The 16677-nt window shown below is 68.1% G+C and carries 19 protein-coding genes; 8 read left to right on the plus strand and 11 right to left on the minus strand.

Going from position 1 to position 16677, the window contains the following annotated elements:
- Positions 1 to 65: 65 nt before the first annotated feature.
- Positions 66 to 1235 (plus strand): phosphatase PAP2 family protein, encoded by a 1170-nt coding sequence (locus BLR51_RS20780; protein WP_207543672.1) that lies wholly within the window; start codon positions 66 to 68, stop codon positions 1233 to 1235.
- A 92-nt stretch (positions 1236 to 1327) separates the two neighbouring features.
- Here the strand turns inward: BLR51_RS20780 and BLR51_RS20785 are convergent, their stop codons facing one another.
- On the minus strand, positions 1328 to 3361 hold the full coding sequence (locus tag BLR51_RS20785; protein WP_089850585.1) for a S8/S53 family peptidase: 2034 nt from the start codon (positions 3359 to 3361) through the stop codon (positions 1328 to 1330).
- A gap of 249 nt (positions 3362 to 3610) precedes the next feature.
- Between BLR51_RS20785 and BLR51_RS20790 the strand changes: the two genes are divergently transcribed.
- Positions 3611 to 5080 carry a phosphatase PAP2 family protein gene (locus BLR51_RS20790; RefSeq protein ID WP_131821855.1) on the plus strand — a complete coding sequence of 490 codons (1470 nt, stop codon included), beginning with the start codon at positions 3611 to 3613 and terminating at the stop codon, positions 5078 to 5080.
- Positions 5081 to 5150: 70 nt separating this feature from the next.
- Entirely contained in the window at positions 5151 to 5348 is a 198-nt protein-coding gene (locus BLR51_RS20795) for a CsbD family protein (RefSeq protein ID WP_089850589.1), read from the plus strand.
- A gap of 66 nt (positions 5349 to 5414) precedes the next feature.
- Here the strand turns inward: BLR51_RS20795 and BLR51_RS20800 are convergent, their stop codons facing one another.
- The gene (locus BLR51_RS20800) at positions 5415 to 6101 is read right to left on the minus strand and encodes a hypothetical protein (RefSeq protein ID WP_089850728.1); all 687 of its coding nucleotides are present in this window, start codon (positions 6099 to 6101) and stop codon (positions 5415 to 5417) included.
- 31 nt (positions 6102 to 6132) lie between these two features.
- Positions 6133 to 6849 carry a DUF1194 domain-containing protein gene (locus tag BLR51_RS20805; RefSeq protein WP_089850591.1) on the minus strand — a complete coding sequence of 239 codons (717 nt, stop codon included), beginning with the start codon at positions 6847 to 6849 and terminating at the stop codon, positions 6133 to 6135.
- Between the two features lie 177 nt (positions 6850 to 7026).
- Between BLR51_RS20805 and BLR51_RS20810 the strand changes: the two genes are divergently transcribed.
- On the plus strand, positions 7027 to 7377 hold the full coding sequence (locus BLR51_RS20810; RefSeq protein WP_131821856.1) for a hypothetical protein: 351 nt from the start codon (positions 7027 to 7029) through the stop codon (positions 7375 to 7377).
- Here the strand turns inward: BLR51_RS20810 and BLR51_RS20815 are convergent.
- The 8 genes from BLR51_RS20815 to BLR51_RS20850 all read right to left on the minus strand — a co-directional run bounded on the left by BLR51_RS20815 (position 7356) and on the right by BLR51_RS20850 (position 13622).
- Positions 7356 to 7577 (minus strand): hypothetical protein, encoded by a 222-nt coding sequence (locus tag BLR51_RS20815; RefSeq protein ID WP_131821857.1) that lies wholly within the window; start codon positions 7575 to 7577, stop codon positions 7356 to 7358. The two genes, BLR51_RS20810 and BLR51_RS20815, sit on opposite strands and share 22 nt — an antisense overlap.
- 164 nt (positions 7578 to 7741) lie before the next feature.
- Positions 7742 to 9700, minus strand: a complete 1959-nt coding sequence (gene parE, locus BLR51_RS20820) for a DNA topoisomerase IV subunit B (RefSeq protein WP_089850596.1) — start codon at positions 9698 to 9700, stop codon at positions 7742 to 7744.
- A gap of 99 nt (positions 9701 to 9799) precedes the next feature.
- The gene (locus tag BLR51_RS20825; protein WP_242656795.1) at positions 9800 to 10090 is read right to left on the minus strand and encodes a hypothetical protein; all 291 of its coding nucleotides are present in this window, start codon (positions 10088 to 10090) and stop codon (positions 9800 to 9802) included.
- A gap of 119 nt (positions 10091 to 10209) precedes the next feature.
- Positions 10210 to 10821: an outer membrane protein gene (locus BLR51_RS20830; RefSeq protein WP_165616889.1), complete on the minus strand. Its 612-nt coding sequence runs from the start codon at positions 10819 to 10821 to the stop codon at positions 10210 to 10212.
- Positions 10822 to 11095: 274 nt separating this feature from the next.
- Positions 11096 to 11809, minus strand: coding sequence for an arsenical resistance protein ArsH (arsH, locus tag BLR51_RS20835; protein WP_089850600.1), 714 nt, complete (start codon positions 11807 to 11809; stop codon positions 11096 to 11098).
- Positions 11806 to 12222 (minus strand): arsenate reductase (glutaredoxin), encoded by a 417-nt coding sequence (gene arsC / locus BLR51_RS20840; protein ID WP_089850601.1) that lies wholly within the window; start codon positions 12220 to 12222, stop codon positions 11806 to 11808. Before arsC ends, arsH begins: the two co-directional genes overlap by 4 nt.
- Positions 12219 to 13274: an ACR3 family arsenite efflux transporter gene (gene arsB, locus BLR51_RS20845; protein WP_089850603.1), complete on the minus strand. Its 1056-nt coding sequence runs from the start codon at positions 13272 to 13274 to the stop codon at positions 12219 to 12221. The genes arsC and arsB overlap by 4 nt, the downstream gene beginning before the upstream one ends.
- Positions 13275 to 13289: 15 nt before the next feature.
- The gene (locus BLR51_RS20850) at positions 13290 to 13622 is read right to left on the minus strand and encodes an ArsR/SmtB family transcription factor (protein WP_089850605.1); all 333 of its coding nucleotides are present in this window, start codon (positions 13620 to 13622) and stop codon (positions 13290 to 13292) included.
- A gap of 109 nt (positions 13623 to 13731) precedes the next feature.
- Between BLR51_RS20850 and BLR51_RS20855 the strand changes: the two genes are divergently transcribed.
- The 4 genes from BLR51_RS20855 to BLR51_RS20870 all read left to right on the plus strand — a co-directional run bounded on the left by BLR51_RS20855 (position 13732) and on the right by BLR51_RS20870 (position 16672).
- Complete coding sequence (locus tag BLR51_RS20855) at positions 13732 to 14088, plus strand: hypothetical protein (protein WP_089850607.1); 357 nt, start codon at positions 13732 to 13734, stop codon at positions 14086 to 14088.
- Positions 14089 to 14169: 81 nt separating this feature from the next.
- The gene (locus BLR51_RS20860) at positions 14170 to 14727 is read left to right on the plus strand and encodes a copper chaperone PCu(A)C (RefSeq protein ID WP_089850609.1); all 558 of its coding nucleotides are present in this window, start codon (positions 14170 to 14172) and stop codon (positions 14725 to 14727) included.
- Entirely contained in the window at positions 14717 to 15325 is a 609-nt protein-coding gene (locus tag BLR51_RS20865; RefSeq protein WP_089850611.1) for an SCO family protein, read from the plus strand. Before BLR51_RS20860 ends, BLR51_RS20865 begins: the two co-directional genes overlap by 11 nt.
- Positions 15326 to 15427: 102 nt before the next feature.
- Positions 15428 to 16672, plus strand: a complete 1245-nt coding sequence (locus BLR51_RS20870; RefSeq protein ID WP_089850613.1) for a lytic murein transglycosylase — start codon at positions 15428 to 15430, stop codon at positions 16670 to 16672.
- The last annotated feature ends 5 nt before the right edge of the window (positions 16673 to 16677 follow it).

A 16677-nucleotide genomic window follows, 5' to 3' on the forward strand; every position in this document is an offset into this window, starting at 1 on the left:
TTGACCGAACTTGCGGCAGCCCGATTAGATGCAGGGCGGACAGGGCTGCAGCATACGGGGGCAGGATGACGATTTTTGGCGGGCAGGGAGGCCAAGGCGGTCAGGGCGGCCAAGGCGGTCAGACCGGGCAGGGCGGCCAAGGGGGCCAGGGGGGGCAAGGTGGTCAGGGCGGCCAAGGGGGCCAGACCGGGCAGGGCGGTCAGGGGGGCCAGGGCGGGCAGGCTCATGCCGGTGGCACCGCCTCGCCCTATCTCAGCCTTGCGCTGGCCAATGCGCGGGATGGCACCGTGGGCTACTGGTCGGGGGCGGCCTCGCGCAGCCCGGTGACCACGGGGCAGAGCGCGTGGAAAGCCGTGCAGCGGATGGATGCCTTTCCCCGCCGCGCCGTGGTCGATCAGGCGCTGGGATCGCTGTTTGCCATCGATCTGGCGGACAGCGCCGCCGCCAATGCCGTGGGCCATCTGACCCTGCGCGGCCAGACGCTGGTGACGCTGCACAAACCCGATGACGCTTTGCTGGTGCGCAGCCAGCTGCCGCATCTGCGGGCGGCGGCGGATCTGCGCATGGACCGGCTGGCCGAAATTCAGGTGCAGACCTCTGACATCCTGTCGTTTTTCGGGATGCTGGGCTACATGCACCCCGAAGCCACAAAATGGACCCACTGGTTCGCGGGGGCGGTGCTGCGGCTCTGCACGTTGCTGGAGATGCCGCTGAAGCTGGGCTTCGACGTGGCGCGGCCCATCACGCTGGCCTATGAGGTGCAGCCGATCATCCAGACGCCGGGGCATGGCGCATGGCCCAGCGGTCACGCGACAGAGGCTTTTGCCGTGGCCACGCTGCTGCTGCGGCTGTTCACCGAAGGGCCGTTCGATCCCAAGGCGGCGCTGGCGGCGGGCAGTCCGTTCTACCGCCACGCCGCGCGGATCGCCGCGAACCGCACGGTGGCCGGGGTGCATTACCCCACCGACAGCATGGCGGGCGCGGTGCTGGGGCTGACGCTGGCCGAGGCGCTGGTGCGGCTCTTGGATGGCGCGCTGGCCGATCCGGTGGCAGAGGTCCAGACCGCGAGCCGCACCTATCGCGGCGACACCTATGAGGGTGATTTTACGCTGGGGCGGCTGGCGGCGGAACTGGCTTCGGGACAGCATGTGACCGAAACCGCAATTACGCTGGATCCGGTTCTTGTGCCGGTCTGGATGCGCGAGATGTGGCGCAGCGCCCTGACAGAGGGATAACGGGTTTGTGTGAGGCCGGAGCCGCTTTGGTGGGGGCTTTGGAGCGTGCGAGTGGGCCGGGGCAGCGATGCTCCGGCCATTGCTTTTGCGGCTCAGTAGCCCGGCTGTTCCTCGGGGGCGTGGCCGGGCGCCCATGGCGACACCACCCAGACCCCCAGCCGCGCGCTCTGGTCATGCGGCACGCTCCAGAACCCCAGATCGGCGGAAAAATCGCTAAGCTGGGTTGAGCCGGGCACCAGCCGGTTGCGGCGGATCCGGTCGGCGGAGAGGCCAAGCGCACGGGTGATCCGCGCTGCGGCGGCGCTGGTGCCGTTGAAGGCCCGGCTGCTGCCGGAGGTGGTGCCGGTGCCGGCAAGCCCGGTCAGGCCGGGGCCCCGGTCGACCAGCGCCGCCACGGTGGGCATGGGCAGGCACCAGTCCGCCCCTGCCGCGCTGTAGGGTGCGGGCCAGAGCGTGCCGCGCACCGGGTCATGCCGCGCCGCCCCCGCCGTGACGATCTGCCGTCCGCTGGCGCTGGCCAGCGCGTTGAGCGTGCCGTTATGGCGGATGGCGCAGTCCGGGGCCAGCGCGCTGTGATCCTGCCGGTCGGGATGCCAGTCATAACCTTCGGGACTGTCGAAATAGGACTGCCGGGCGCGCGGGCGGTAGCCGGTCAGGCTGTCGTCGCGCTGGATCTGCAGATGCAGGTCCAAAGGCGCCGCGCCGCTGTGGCGGCAGATCACCTGCCAGCGCCCGGCGGGGGCCAGCGGTTCGGGATCGGCGCAGTCGGTCGGCGCCAGCGCCACCACCAGATGCGCGGGCTGGATCACCCCGCCGCCCAGCCTGCGGCGGGCGACATGGCTGATGCGGGCCACGGGGGCGCAGCCCTCCAGCAGGTCGCGGCAGGTGCCGGGGCGCATCGGCACAAAGCCGGAGGCGGGCCCGCCCGGCGGCACCAGCGCAATCTCCAGCCCGTCCAGCGTCTGGCCGGGGCCGGGGCGCAGTTCCAGATAGCTTTCGGTCTGGTCGCCGGGCTGCACGATCCAGTCGATCTGCTGCTCGGTCTCGGCCCCGGCGGCAAAGCGCAGCCTTGCGGTCAGCCGGTCCTCAAAGCCATTGCCGAAGGACCAGATCACCCGCACCGGCTGTTCCTTCACCTCTTCCCACAGCCGCGCCTCGCGCGCGATCTGGTATTCGGCAAAGCGGGTGCCGTCCTTGGGCCCGGCGGCGATGCCCATGGACAGATTGACCAGCACCGGCGCGGTGGGGTCGATTTCGGCGGCGCGGCGCAGGATCCAGCGCATCGCCATCACCATGTAGCTTTCCATCAGGATGCCCGAGGTATCGGCAATGGCCTGCGGCGGCAGCTGCACCGCCAGAAGCGGCCAGTCCCGCACCGGATCCCCGGCATCGAACGGGTCGGCGCCCGCCGCCAGATCCAGCATATGGGTGCCATGGCTTGCGGCATGTTCGGTGGACCGATGCGCCTCGTGCCGGATCAGACGGCTGTTGATCTCGGCATAGACCGAAGCCTCGTCCACCAGCCCGTCGAGCAGCGCGTCGATCTGCGCGCGGCCCAGCACCTCGCCCGACCGGGCGGTGCCGGGGCTGCCCGCCTGCTCCAGCGCCTGCAGCCAGACCGCGTGGAACCGGGTCGCGCCCTCCTTGCGGAAGCGCGCGTTGAGAAAGGCGATGCCATCGTCGATCAGCGCCACGATGGGCTGGCCGCTTGCGGCGGGGGCTGCGACCGGTGCCGGGGCTGCCGCCATGGCGGGTGCCTCGGTCAGCGCCACCGGAAAGCCGGTGTCCAGCACCTGATAGAACCCCGCCGCGTCCGGGTCGGGCGTGCCCAGCTCCCGATAGAGCGCATATTCGTCGGGCAGGCCCGCATCGGTGGCGGGATCGGCGCAGCGGGCGGTCAGCACGGCAAGCTCATGCGGCTCCATCACCAGCGGATCGGCCGGATCGCTGACGGCGGTCAGCAGGGCGGCGCGCGCCGCCTCGGGCTCGCCGCGCAGGCGGATGAAGATGGGCTCGTGCAGTGGGCCCGTGGGGACGGGATGCCGCCGCTGGCGGGTGAGCCATGCAAAATCCAGACAGGCATCGCGGATCTCCGCGGGGGTGACAGCAGTCCAGCGCAGCGACATGGCCGATCCTTTCTGACGGTGGCGGGCGGGATCAGCAAAGCGGCGCGGCTGGCGCTGCGTCAAGCGCGCTGCGGCGATTTGCGGTCAATTCACGCGCCATCCCATGCAAACCCCTGTGCCACATACGCGGTTTTTGCCGGGAGGTCGCGGACGGGTCACGGTGGGTTCACGCAGTTTGGGCAGTCTTTCCTTACCTTTGGTAAAGAGATGCGGCGCAGCAGGGACCGCAAGCGACGGGGGAACGGCACCATGTCAGCACGAACCGCAAGCGACAGACGGAACTTTCGCGTCATCGACGGCGGGCGCAGCGCCGGAGAGGGGCTGTCAGCCAGCCTGCACCCCCCGGCGGCCCCGCAGCTGTCGGCGGCGGAACTGGCGGCGGACATGGCCGAGCTTTATGCGCTGGCGCTGGTGCGGGATGTGCCGTTCACGGCGCTGCAGGATCCGCATACCGGCGTGTGGATCGACGGGCGCACGCGGTTCACGCTGCATGAACTGCTGTGCGAACTGCGCAGCCTGTCGTGGTTCGACGCCTCTGGCCGCGTGGCGCAGGACACCGATGCCGAGGCGGGGGCGCGCCGCGATCTGCGGCTTAATGGCGATGGCCAGCTGACCCTGCGCAGCCTGTTCCGGGGCGTGGTGGCGCGACCGCTGTCGGGGATCCGGGTCTCGGCCTTTCACGAGGATGACAGCAGCGCCGATCCGGTGGCCGATCCCGGCGCGCGTCCCGCCGCCGAGGCGCCGATGTCGGCTTGGGTGGAGTGGCTGGAACGCAGCACCGGCGCCCGGCTGACGCTGCCCGGCCACGCCACCTGTGGCGTGGGGCCCGATCTGACGCCGCGCCTGCTGACCGACCGGCTGCGGCAGGCGCCGGTGGCGCGGGTGCATTTCAACGCGGCCCTGATGCTTCTGGTGCGCGGCACCGCCTTTGACGAAGGGCTTGACCCGCAGGGCGGGACCGATCCGATCAGCGCGCAGCGCCTGCTGGCCCTGATGGCCGAGGCGGCGGAACGGGCGGCGGCGCTGGCGCTGCGGCGGCAGGCCCGTCTGGACCGGCTGAGCCGCCCCGGCGTGGTGGCGGCGCGGCTGACCGCCCTTTTGGCGCAGGACGAGCCGCGCGGCGGCGATCCGCTGCTGCGCGAAGTGGCCGAGGAACTGCAGACCGGTGCGCCCGGCCTGCTGCACTGGATCACCCGGCTGAATGCGCGCCACGGGCGCACGGGCCGCTTCCATGACATGCTGCTGCTGCCGCCGCTCTGCGGCGAGGGCGGGATGCCGCACCGGGCCGAAGGCGCGGTGCAGGGGGTGGTCACCGGCGCGCTCTGCACGCTGCTGAAGGCGCTGTTCGACACGCGGCGGCAGGCGCTGCTGCGCATGGTGGGGGAGGCGGCAGGCGGGCTCGACATCACCGCCGAGGCGGACCGGCTTGCGGCGGACGTGCTGCTGCAGCGGTCGCTGGCGGGCAGCCATTTTCAGGCGGAGAACCATCAGGATCTGCGCATCGGCGAGGCGGTGGCGCTGCAGGTGCTGCGGGACTGGCTGGAGGGGCTCGATCACGGCGCAAGCCTGAGCTTCTGCAATTTCGACGGCCAGCGCATCAGCCTTGTCAGCCACCGCCGCGCCACCGGCCAGACCGAGGTCGGCTTCTGCCGCGACGGTCGGCCCGCCGCATGGCCGATGCTGCACCGTCCGGGGCAGGGGCATCTCGCCGTGATCTGACACAGGCCCGGGAACCCGGAGGCGGTTTTGCGGGTTGATCCTGCGAAGACAGACCTAGGAGGGTTTTGAAATGAACTGGGATCAAATCGAAGGCAACTGGAAGCAATTCACCGGCAAGGCCCGCGAACAGTGGGGCGATCTGACCGATGACGAAGTGCAGCAGGCCAAGGGCAACCGCGAGCAGCTGGCCGGCGTCATCCAGAAGAAATACGGCATTGCCAAGGAAGAGGCGGAGCGTCAGGTCGACGACTGGCAGCGCACCCTCTGACCGGCCTGTTTCCCTCAGGCACATCAGACAGACGGGGTCCTTCGGGGCCCCGTTCTGCTGTCTGCCTCAGTGACAGATCTTTGCCGTTTCGGCGCCGTCCCATGGCAGGATCAGCGCGGGACGGCTGATCGCCGTCTCCAGCCCGGCCAGCGGCATCGCCTCTGAAATCATGGCGCGCATCCGGCGGGTGCGCGGCGCCTCCGGATCCAGCAGGCGGCAGCAGACATATTCCTCGACCAGCGCGCCCTGCTGTTCATAGCCGTAATCCAGAAACCGGCTCTGCCCTTGGGGATCGAAAAGATAGGGATCGGCGGTGCGCCCGTGTTCCGATGCCGCCTTCAGCGGGGTGTAGCCGGTGCGGGCGCGGTTCTGCCATTGCCAGACATGGGTCATCTCATGGGCCATCAGCATGGCGGCATAAAGGTTGATGCGCTCCGGATACTCCGCCATGTAATCGTCCAGATACAGATCCTCGCGATAATAGACATGGTTGAACAGCGCCATGGCGCCGGGCTGCACCGTCACGGTTTCCCCGCGCGAGGGCGGAAAGATCCGTTCCATGCAGGTCAGCCGCGGGCGGATCGGGCGCTGGTAGGTGACGGCGGCGGCCCAGAGCCCTTCGTGAAAGCGCACGCGGCGGGGATCGACCTGATCCCCCTGCACGTCCTGCACGAAAGCGCGTTCGTTGGGCGTCAGCGGGCGCCCGCAGGCGGCGGCCAGACACAGGAACAGGGCAAGACACAAAAACCGCATGGCCAGACTGGAGCCCGGATTCAGCAGAAGATCAAGGCGCTTGACGCGCTTGGGCGACATGCCGCGGCAGCGTGCCGGAGATTTCGAGGATCAGCTTGCGCTTCACCGCTTCGGCAAAGCTGTCACGGCTTTCGGCGGTGACGACAAAAGCGCCGACGCCGCCGATGATGCGCCGCTCATAGACCGCTTCCAGCCCGCCCTGCGCGCGGCCCGGATCGTCGGGGCGCAGGATCGGCAGGGCATTGATGGTCACACCCTGGGCCACCACCTGATCGCGCGATTCCTCGATCCCCGGACCGGACCAGTTGCCCGCGCTGTCGCCGGAAAAGTCGATGACGCGGCGCCAGCCTTCGATGTCATTCTGATCCATCAGCCGCAGCCCTTCCAGCAGCGCGGCCCCGATGGCGTTGCGGCCATAGGCCTGCCGGGGCTGGGCCAGCAGCGTGTCGGCAAAGCCCTGCGCCGCCTCCGGCCCGTCGATCAGGGTCCAGTCCACCACCTGCGCCTGATTGGCGGCCCATTCCACATAGGTGACGGCGATATGCCCATAGGCGGTGCCCGTGATCACCGCCAGCACCTCGGGGTCGGTGATGGCCTGCGCATACCCTTCACGCTGGAACAGCAGTTCCTGCTGGGTGATCGATCCTGAAGCATCGGCCAGCAGCACCAGTTCCAGATCGGTGTCCTGCGCCGCGCCGGGACCGGCGGCGCCCAGCAGGGCCACGAAAGCGGGCAGCACGAGGCGCATGGGCCAGATCCCTTTGCGGTTGCTGGGTCAGTCTGCCGCGCCAACGGACAGTTGGGAACCCCCCGGCCCGCACGCGTCCGTGAACGGGCACTGGATCGTTGCACGCTGGGGCTGTATCAGGCAGATTCATCCCTGTGTGCCCTTGCGGTCTGGCAGGCTGGCGCACAGGTGAAAGGCGTGACCGTGCTGACTGAAGAGAAGTCGCTTCTGGCTGCGGAGCTGGCCCTTGGGCTTCTGACTCCGGAGCACCATGCCCGCGCCCTGCGCGCGGCAGAAGCGGATCCCGAACTGCGGGAAGAACTGGCCCGCTGGCAGCACCGCCTTGTCCCCTATCTGGAACCCGCGCCCGAAGTGTCACCCCCCGCCCGCAGCTTTGCCGCGATCGAGGCCCGGCTGTTCGAAGAGCCGAAACCGCAGAGCCTTTGGGCGCGGATCATGGCGCCCGAGCTTCGCGGCTGGCTCATGCTGGCGGTGCTGGCCAAGCTGGGGGTGCTGGTCCTGCTGGCTTACGCGCTGTTTTCGCCGTAGGCGCGGTCCTGACAGGGCAGACGGCCAAGCGCGGTCCAGATCGCCAGCGCCGTCACCAGCGTGGCAAGGAACACGACCACGACCATGTCCAGATGGCCGGAAAGCCCTTCCCGATAGGCATAAAGCCCGGTGGCGAGCAGGGGAATGTGCACCAGCAGGAAGCACATGAGCTGAAGCTTGAGGAGGTAAGATCTGGTCATTTTCATTATCAGACGTCTGGCTGAGGGTAGGTTAAAGCAGGGACACTCTGAACTTTACGCCTCAAAAGTCTGACAGGTTCCATTTGCCCGCGCAACGACTGCGGGCAAAAAAATGACGCGCTTTCGCGTCATGTCAGTTCCGGTGTTGCAGCGAGGACGCGGCCTCAGACGTCCAGTTCTTCGACGAACCGTGCGTTTTCAGAGATATACTGGAACCGCAGCTCCGGCTTCTTGCCCATCAGCCGTTCCACCAGATCGCTGGTTTCGCCCGGCAGATCCTCGTCGATGGTCACCCGGATCAGCTTGCGGGTGGCGGGATCCATGGTGGTTTCCTTCAGATCCTTGGCGTCCATCTCGCCCAGACCCTTGAAGCGCTGCACGTCGATCTTGCCCTTGCCGCCCAGCCCCTTGGCCATCATCCGCTCTTTCTCCGCGTCATCGGCCACATAAAGCCGCCGTGCGCCCTGCGTCAGCCGGTAGAGCGGCGGGCAGGCCAGATACAGATGCCCCTGATCGATCAGCGGCCGCATCTGGGTGAAGAAGAACGTCATCAGCAGCGAGGCGATATGCGCCCCGTCCACATCCGCGTCGGTCATGATGATGATCTTTTCATAGCGCAGATCATCCAGATTGAACTTCGCACCCATGCCCACGCCAAGCGCCTCGCAGAGGTCGCTGATTTCGGCGTTGGACCCCAGCTTGGACGAGGCCGCGCCCAGCACGTTCAGGATCTTGCCCTTCAGCGGCAGCAGCGCCTGCGTTTCGCGGAAGCGCGCGCCCTTGGCCGACCCGCCCGCCGAATCGCCCTCGACGATGAAAAGCTCGGTGCCCTCGCGGTTCTTCGCGGTGCAGTCGGTCAGCTTGCCCGGAAGCCGCAGCTTCTTGGTGGCGGATTTGCGCGCGGTTTCCTTTTCCTGACGGCGGCGCAGACGCTCTTCGGCGCGCAGCACGAGGAAATCGAGGATCGCGCCCGCCGATTTGGTGTCGGAGGCCAGCCAGTTGTCGAAATGGTCGCGCACGGCGCCTTCGACCAGACGGGCGGCTTCGGTCGTGGCCAGCCGGTCCTTGGTCTGGCCGACAAATTCCGGCTCCCGGATGAAGCACGACACCAGCGCGCAGCCGCCGGTCAGCAGATCCTCGCGGGTGATCTGCGCAGCCTTGCGGTTGCTGACCAGCTCGCCATAGGCGCGGATGCCCTTCAGGATCGCGGCCCAGAAGCCCGCTTCATGGGTGCCGCCCTCGGGGGTGGGGACCGTGTTGCAGTAGGACTGGATGAACCCGTCGCGCGAGGGCGTCCAGTTGATCGCCCATTCCACCTTGCCCGCCGCGTTGAATTTTTCGCGGAATTCCACCGTGCCCGCAAAGGGACGGTCGGCATAGGTGCGCGAGCCGCCCAGCGTTTCGGTCAGATAGTCGGACAGACCGCCGGGGAAGTGGAACGTGGCCTCGACCGGGGTTTCCTTGTCGTCGATGGCGGATTTCCAGCGGATTTCCACGCCCGAAAACAGATAGGCCTTGGAGCGGACCATTTTGAACAGCCGCGCGGGCCGGAACCGGTGCGCGCCAAAGATCTGCTCGTCGGCGTGGAAGGTCACCGTGGTGCCGCGCCGGTTCGGGGCGGCGCCGACCCGTTCCACCGGCCCCAGCGGATGCCCGCGCGAGAAGCGCTGTTCGAACAGTTCCTTGTTGCGCGCCACCTGCACCACCAGACTGTCGCTCAGCGCGTTGACCACGGAGGCGCCCACGCCATGCAGGCCGCCCGAGGTTTCATAAGCGTCGCCCGAAAACTTGCCGCCCGCGTGCAGGGTGCACAGGATCACCTCCAGCGCGGATTTGCCGGGGAATTTGGGATGCGGATCAATCGGGATGCCACGGCCATTGTCGCGCACCGTCAGTGCGTAATCGGCATGCAGCTCCACCTCGATGCGGGTGGCGTGACCCGCCACCGCCTCGTCCATGGAGTTGTCAAGGATTTCGGCCACCATGTGGTGCAGCGCCCGTTCGTCGGTGCCGCCGATATACATGCCGGGCCGCTTGCGCACCGGTTCCAGCCCCTCGAGCACCTCGATGGAGGAGGCGTCATAGGTTGGGCCTGCGGTTGCGGCAAGAAGATCATCGGCCATATGTGCTGCTCGTTCCCGGATTCTGATTGCGCCCGACTATGACAGAGCGGGCAGGCAGGGAAAAGCCCCGCCCCATGATACGGTGGGTCCGTCCCGGCGTCACGCCGGATCTTGGGGATCCTCCGGGCTGTCCGGAGACAGGGTCGACCAGTGTTCGCCCATGGCCACGATGCAGGAAGTGCCGGAGGCATAGGCGATGACCATGGTCCAGTCGCCCTGCGGGCCGGTCCACAGTTCCATCACCTGATCGGGGCCCTGCAGGCCGGTCGAGGTCAGCCGCGCGCCGAACTGTCGGCTGAGCCGGTCGCTCATGCGGGGCGCGGCGTCGCAGACCACCTCCGCGATGGGGGAGGCGGCGGGAGCCTGTGTCGCAAGCAGCAGGGGAATCACAAAAAGACCGCGCATGCACAGGAGTGTAACAGCGGTGTGAAAAATCACCTAGCGCGGCGGCTGTGGCGCAAGAAAAAACGCCCGGCCCTTGGGGGCCGGGCGCTGCGGGCGTCGCTCGATCAGAAGCGGTAGTTCAGCGACACGTTCAGCTGCGTCGCGTCAAGCTCCAGATCGCTGTCGTCGAAGTCCTTGAACTCGTTGTAGGTTAGCTCGGTGCCCAAGGTCCAGTTGTCGGACACGAAGGTTTCGGTCCCGAGACCCACATAGTAGCCGTCGGAATCGCCTGCATCCAGCGTGCCGCCATCGGTGAAGGCCTTGGCATAGCCGCCGGTGCCGTAGATCAGCGTGTTGCCAGCATCATAACCGGCGCGGGCGCCAAGACGGAAGATGCCGTCCAGATCGCCGGCATTGCCCAGATCGGCGTCGGTGCGGTCATACTGCATGCCGGCACCGCCGACCCACGAGCCGAAGTCGTGGTCATAGTTCAGGCGGGCGCCATAGACGCCTTTCTCTTCGTATTCCTCGGAGGATTCATCGGTGTTGAACCCGCCATAGCCCAGCTGGATACCAGCCGAGGGACCGGTCCAGTCGCGGCCCAGCGGGGCGGCGGGAACGGGAGCCGGGGTTGCGATGACGGGCTCGACCGGAGTGGCCTCGAGGTTGCCAGCCAGAGCGGGCGCGGCAAAGCCGCCGATCAGCAGGGCGGGAAGGGCGATATGCGAGAATTTCATAGGTTCTGCTCCTTAGTTTATTTGTCTTCAGGCCCGTTTCGGGGCGTGTGACTGCGGTTGAAACCATATCGGGAGCGGGAATGATCCACACAACAGGGTCACGTCTTTGTGCTGTTGCGGAACCGTCACGAAAGCCGGGGGCAAACGCCGCGACCGGCCAAAGCCCGCCACCAGCCCAAGCGGATCCGGCGGGATTTGGCTGCCCCGGATCCGCGCATGGAACCTGACGTCAGGGCAGGTGCCGCAGGGGCTGAAAGCGCGTGCAGAGCGGGGTTCAGGTGGCCTTGGTCTGGTTCACGCGGGCCGACAGCGCGGCATGGCTTTCCACCCGTTCGGAATAGCGGTCGACCAGTTGATCGCGGATGTCGCGGGTCAGCAGGGTGAAGCGCACCAGTTCCTCCATCACGTCGACGATGCGGTCGTAATAGGGGGAGGGTTTCATCCGGCCCTCGGCATCGAACTCGTCCCATGCCTTGGCGACGGAGGACTGGTTGGGGATGGTCAGAAGCCGCATCCAGCGCCCGAGGATCCGCAGCTGGTTCACGGTGTTGAACGACTGCGAGCCGCCGCAGACCTGCATCACCGCCAGCGTCTTGCCCTGCGTGGGCCGCACCCCGCCCAAGGACAGCGGGATCCAGTCGATCTGCGTCTTCATCAGCCCGGTCATGGCGCCGTGGCGTTCGGGGGAACACCACACCATGCCGTCGCACCATGTGGTCAGATCGCGCAGTTCGGCGACCTTGGGGTGCTCAGGCTCTGCGCTGTCGACCAGCGGCAGACCGGCGGGATCGTAAAGCCGCGGCTCCGCCCCCATGGCGCGCAGCAGCCGCGCGGCCTCTTCGGCGCAAAGCCGCGAATAGCTGCGGTCGCGCAGCGAGCCATAAAGCAGCAGGATGCGCGGCGGTTCGCTGCTGCGGTCGGGCGCAGCCAGATCGGCGGCGGCGGGGATGCGGAAACAGGCGGTGTCGATATTGGGCAGGTCGGTCATGGGCGGTGGCCTTCTTCGGTCAGGACCAGTTCCCCGTCTTCCTTGTAAAGCGGGCCGGGGGGCAGGGTGTCGAGCAGATCGAGCACGGTTTCCGACGGGCGGCACAGGCGCACGCCGCGCGGGCAGGCGACGATCGGACGGTTCACGAGGATGGGATGGGTCAGCATGGCGTCAAGCAGCGCGTCATCGCTCACCCCGTCCTCCAGCAGGCCCAGCTCTGCGGCGGGGGTGCCACGGCTGCGCAGTGCGTCGCGCGGCCGGAGGCCCGCTGCGGCGAACAGTGCCAGAAGCTGCGGGCGGGTCCAGCCTTCGGTCAGGTAGTCGATCACCACGGGGTCGGTGCCGGAGCGGCGGATGAAGTCCAGCACGTTGCGCGACGTGCCGCAGGCGGGGTTGTGAAAGACGACGATCATGCGGGGGTTTCCGGGAAATGGCGGCGGGTGCGGTTGGCGAAGGCCACCAGCGACAGCATCACCGGCACCTCGACCAGCACGCCCACCACGGTGGCCAGCGCCGCGCCGGAGGAGAGGCCAAAGAGGCTGATCGCCACCGCTACGGCAAGTTCGAAGAAGTTGGAGGTGCCGATCAGCGCGCAGGGGGCGGCGATGCGATGCGGCACGCGCAGCAGATGCGCGGCACCATAGGCCAGCGCGAAGATGCCATAGCTCTGGATCAGGATCGGCACCGCGATCAGCGCGATGACCATGGGCCGGTCAAGGATCACCTGACCCTGCAGGCCGAACAGGATGGCGACGGTGGCGATCAGCCCGATGATCGACAGCGGCTTGGCCTGCGCGGCAAAGCGGGCGATGCGCTCGGGGCTGCGCAGCGCGCGGCGGGTCAGCAGCCCGGCCCCCAGCGGCAGCACCACATAAAGCAGCGTCGCCAGCACCAGCGTTTCCCACGGCACCACGATGTCGGTGACCCCCAGCAGCAGCGCCACGATGGGGGCGAAAAGCACGACCATCACCAGATCGTTGACCGACACCTGCACCAGCGTATAGGTCGCGTCGCCCCGGGTCAGCTGCGACCAGACGAAGACCATGGCGGTGCAGGGCGCGGCGCCCAGCAGGATCAGCCCGGCGGTGTATTGTGCCGCATCCTCGGGCGCGATCCACGGCGCGAACACGTAGTCAAAGAACAGCACCGCCAGCAGCGCCATGGTGAAGGGCTTCACCAGCCAGTTCACCGCCAGCGTCACCATCAGCCCGCGCGGCTGCCGCGCCACATTGGCGACGGCGCCCAGATCGACGCTGACCATCATGGGAAACACCATGGCCCAGATCAGCACCGCGACCACAAGGTTGATGGAGGCGACCTCGGCACTGGCGATGGCGGTGACAAGGCCGGGGGCCAGCGTGCCAAGCGCAAGCCCGGCCAGCATCGCCAGCGCCACCCACAGGCTCAGAAGGCGTTCGAAAAGCCCAAGCGGCTGCGGGGCAGGGTCGGTGGCAGAATGGGTCATAAAGTCCTCTAAACGTCAGCAGGGGCAGGACAGCTGGTCCAGCATGGGTTGGCACTGTTCTGGCCTGCCGCCGCAACAGTCCTGTATCAGGAAGCCAAGAAGATCGCGCATCTGCTCCATCCGGGCGAAATAGCGGATCGACCGGCCCTCGCGGGCAGAGCGCACCAGCCCGGCGGCGGCCAGAATGGTCAGGTTGTTGGACAGGGTGTTGGCGCGGATCTGCAGCGCCTCGGCGATCTCTCCCGCCGCCATGCCCTCGGGGCCCGCGCGGACCAGCAGGCGGAACGTGTCGAGCCGCAGGTCATGGGCAAGGGCGGAGAGGGAGTCGAGCGCATCTGTCTTTTCCATGTTTCATGTAATAATGAAATGATGGCGCGCCTGCAAGCCCCGCTCCGCGTGGTGCGACCGATGCGCTCAGGGGCTTCCGCGCTGCGCGGGTCCGGCGCTACAAGAGCGCATGATCCGACGCAGCCGCCAAAGTCTTGTGCTGATCTCGGCCGCGCTGCTGCTGGCGCTGGCCAGCATCGGCTTTGCCGCGCGCATGGCGCCCGAAGCAGCTTCGGCTCAGGGCGGGCTGGGGGCTTACCTCGCCATGGGGGGCAGTCTGGAGGATCTCTGCGCCGACGGGCTGCCCGGTCATGACCATGACTGCCCGCTCTGCCGCCTGCTGTCCGATCCGCCCGACATGGCGCCGCCTGTCCTTGCGCTGCGGCTGCGCTGCGCCTTCGGGGCGGTGCCGCTGGCCGATCTGCGCCTGTCGCCGCGCCGGGGCAATCCGCATGTGGCGCCGCGCGCGCCTCCGGCTCTGGTCTGATCCCGTGGCGCCGGGTGCGGCGCCTGACCAGACCTTTGCGCAGGCCGCTTTGCGTCCCCGCGCCTTTTCCGGAGAAAGACCATGCTGAAAACCACGCTTTGCGTGCTGGCGCTTTGCGCCGCCCCCCTTGCCGCCGTAGCCCAGCACAGCGGCGATGCCTTGCCCAGCCCGACCGGATCGAGCCAGAGCTTGGGCGATCTGGTGCTGACGGACGGGTTTTCCCGCGCCACCCTGCCCAATGCCCCCGTGGCGGGCGGCTTTGTGACCATCACCAATACCGGCAGCGCCGATGACCGGCTGATCGCCGCGAACTCGGACGTGGCCGGGCATGTGGAGGTGCACGAGATGGCGATGGAGGGGCAGGTGATGCGGATGCGCGGCCTGCCCGAGGGCCTGCCGATCCCGGCGGGGGAAACGGTGACGCTGAAACCCGGCGGCTATCACCTGATGCTCATGGACCTGCGCGAGGCCCTGACCGAAGGCGAAACCGTCTCTGTCACGCTGACCTTCGAACGCGCCGGCACGGTCGAGATGCCGCTGGTCATCGGGGCGTCCAACGCCACCGCCGTGGCGGGGCAGTCCGCCGGGCAGTCCGGCCATGACGGCATGGATCACGGGGCGATGGACCATGGAAAGTAACCCCCACCGCCGCATCACCCTGCTTCGCGTCGCGCTGTGGGGGCTGGTCCTGCTGGCGCTGCTGGCGCTCCTGTGGGTCCGCGTCATCGCCCCGCGGCTGACGCAGGATCTGACCGACACGCTGGGGCAGGGCAGCTATCAGCTGACCGCCACCGATGGCACCACCTTCACCGAGGACACGCTGCGCGGCGCGCCCTCTGCGGTGTTTTTCGGCTTCACCCATTGCCCCGAGGTCTGCCCGACCACGCTGGGCGACATTGCCACATGGCAGGAGGGGCTGCAGGCCGAAGGACGCGATCTGCGGGTGTTCTTTGCCACGGTCGATCCCGAACGCGACACGCCGGATCTGCTGGGCGAGTATGTGTCCTGGGTGCCGGGCGTCACCGGGCTTTCGGGCGATCCGGCAGAGGTGAAAAAGGCCATCGAGGCGTTCCGCATCTTCGCCGCCAAGGTGCCGATGGAGGGCGGTGGCTACACCATGGACCATTCCGCCATGGTGCTGCTGTTCGACGCGCGGGGCCGCTATGCGGGCTTCATCTCCTATCAGGAGGAGTATGACCGGGCGATGGACAAGCTGCGCGGGCTGACCGGCGCCTGAGCCTGACCGGCGGGGAGTCGCCGTGTGATCGGCGGCCCCTTGCCGGGCGCGGTGCGGCGGGCCACTCTGCGCCAAAGCCAGACAAAAGGCAGAGGCAGGCAAATGACCCTTTCAAGACGATCCCTGATGTGGAGCGGTGGCGCGCTGGCGCTGCTGGCGGGCTGTGGCGGCGGCATGGCGCCCATGGGCGGCGGTATGGCGCCGGTCGATGATCCGGGCCTGCGCCCGCAGCCCAATGCGGGCTGGGATGCGTGGGTTGCAGGGTTCCGCGGGCGCGCGCAGCAGGCGGGCATTTCGCCCGGCACCTTCGATGCGGGCTTCCGCGCGGCGGGGTTCCTGCCCGGCGTGGTCGACCGCGACCGCAACCAGACCGAATTCACCCGCACGCTGGAAGATTACCTCGCCATCACCGCCTCTGAAACCAAGGTGCGCGAGGGAAGGGCGAAGCTGGGCCAGTATCTGGCGCTGCTGCAGGAGATCGAAGGCCGCTATGGCGTGCCGCCGCAGGTCGTGGCGGCGGTCTGGGGCATGGAAAGCAATTACGGCAGCCGCCGGGGCGACATTCCGGTGCTGTCGGCCACCTCCACGCTGGCTTATGACGGGCGGCGGGGCGCGTTTTTCGAGGCGCAGGCGCTGTCGGCGCTGCGCATTCTGGAACGGGGCGACGTGACGCCCGCGCGGCTGGTGGGCAGCTGGGCCGGGGCCATGGGCCACACGCAGTTCATCCCCACCACCTATCAGGATTTTGCCGTGGATTTCCGGGGCGACGGGCGGCGCGACATCTGGTCGGAAGATCCGACCGACGGTCTGGCCTCCACCGCCAATTATCTGGCGAAAAGCGGCTGGCGGCGCGGCGAGCCCTGGGGGCTGGAAGTGGTGCTGCCTGCGGGCTTCGACACCGGGCTGGCGGGACGCGGCAGCACGCGGGGCGACTGGGCCGCGCTGGGCGTCCGCGCCGCCTCGGGCGGGGCGCTGCCGGGGGGCGCGTCGTCGCTGATCCTGCCTGCGGGGCCGACCGGCCCGGCCTTTCTGGTCTATCGCAATTTTGGGGTGATCCTGCGTTACAATAATGCCGAGAAATACGGCATCGGCGTCGGGCATCTGTCGGACCGGCTGCTGGGGGCGGGGCCGCTGCGCGGCAGTTTCCCACCCGACCGCTTCGGCCTGACGCTGGAGGAGCGCAAGGCGCTGCAGGCCCGGCTTAACGCGGGCGGATTCGAGGCGGGCACGCCGGATGGCGTGCTGGGCTCGCGCACCACGGCGGCCATCGAAGCCTATCAGGCGCAGGCCGGGCTCGCGGTGACCGGAGAGCCGTCGCCCGCGCTGCTCGCGCGGCTCGGCGGCTGAGAGAG

Source organism: Salipiger marinus (genome assembly GCF_900100085.1).
Taxonomy (GTDB): domain Bacteria; phylum Pseudomonadota; class Alphaproteobacteria; order Rhodobacterales; family Rhodobacteraceae; genus Salipiger; species Salipiger marinus.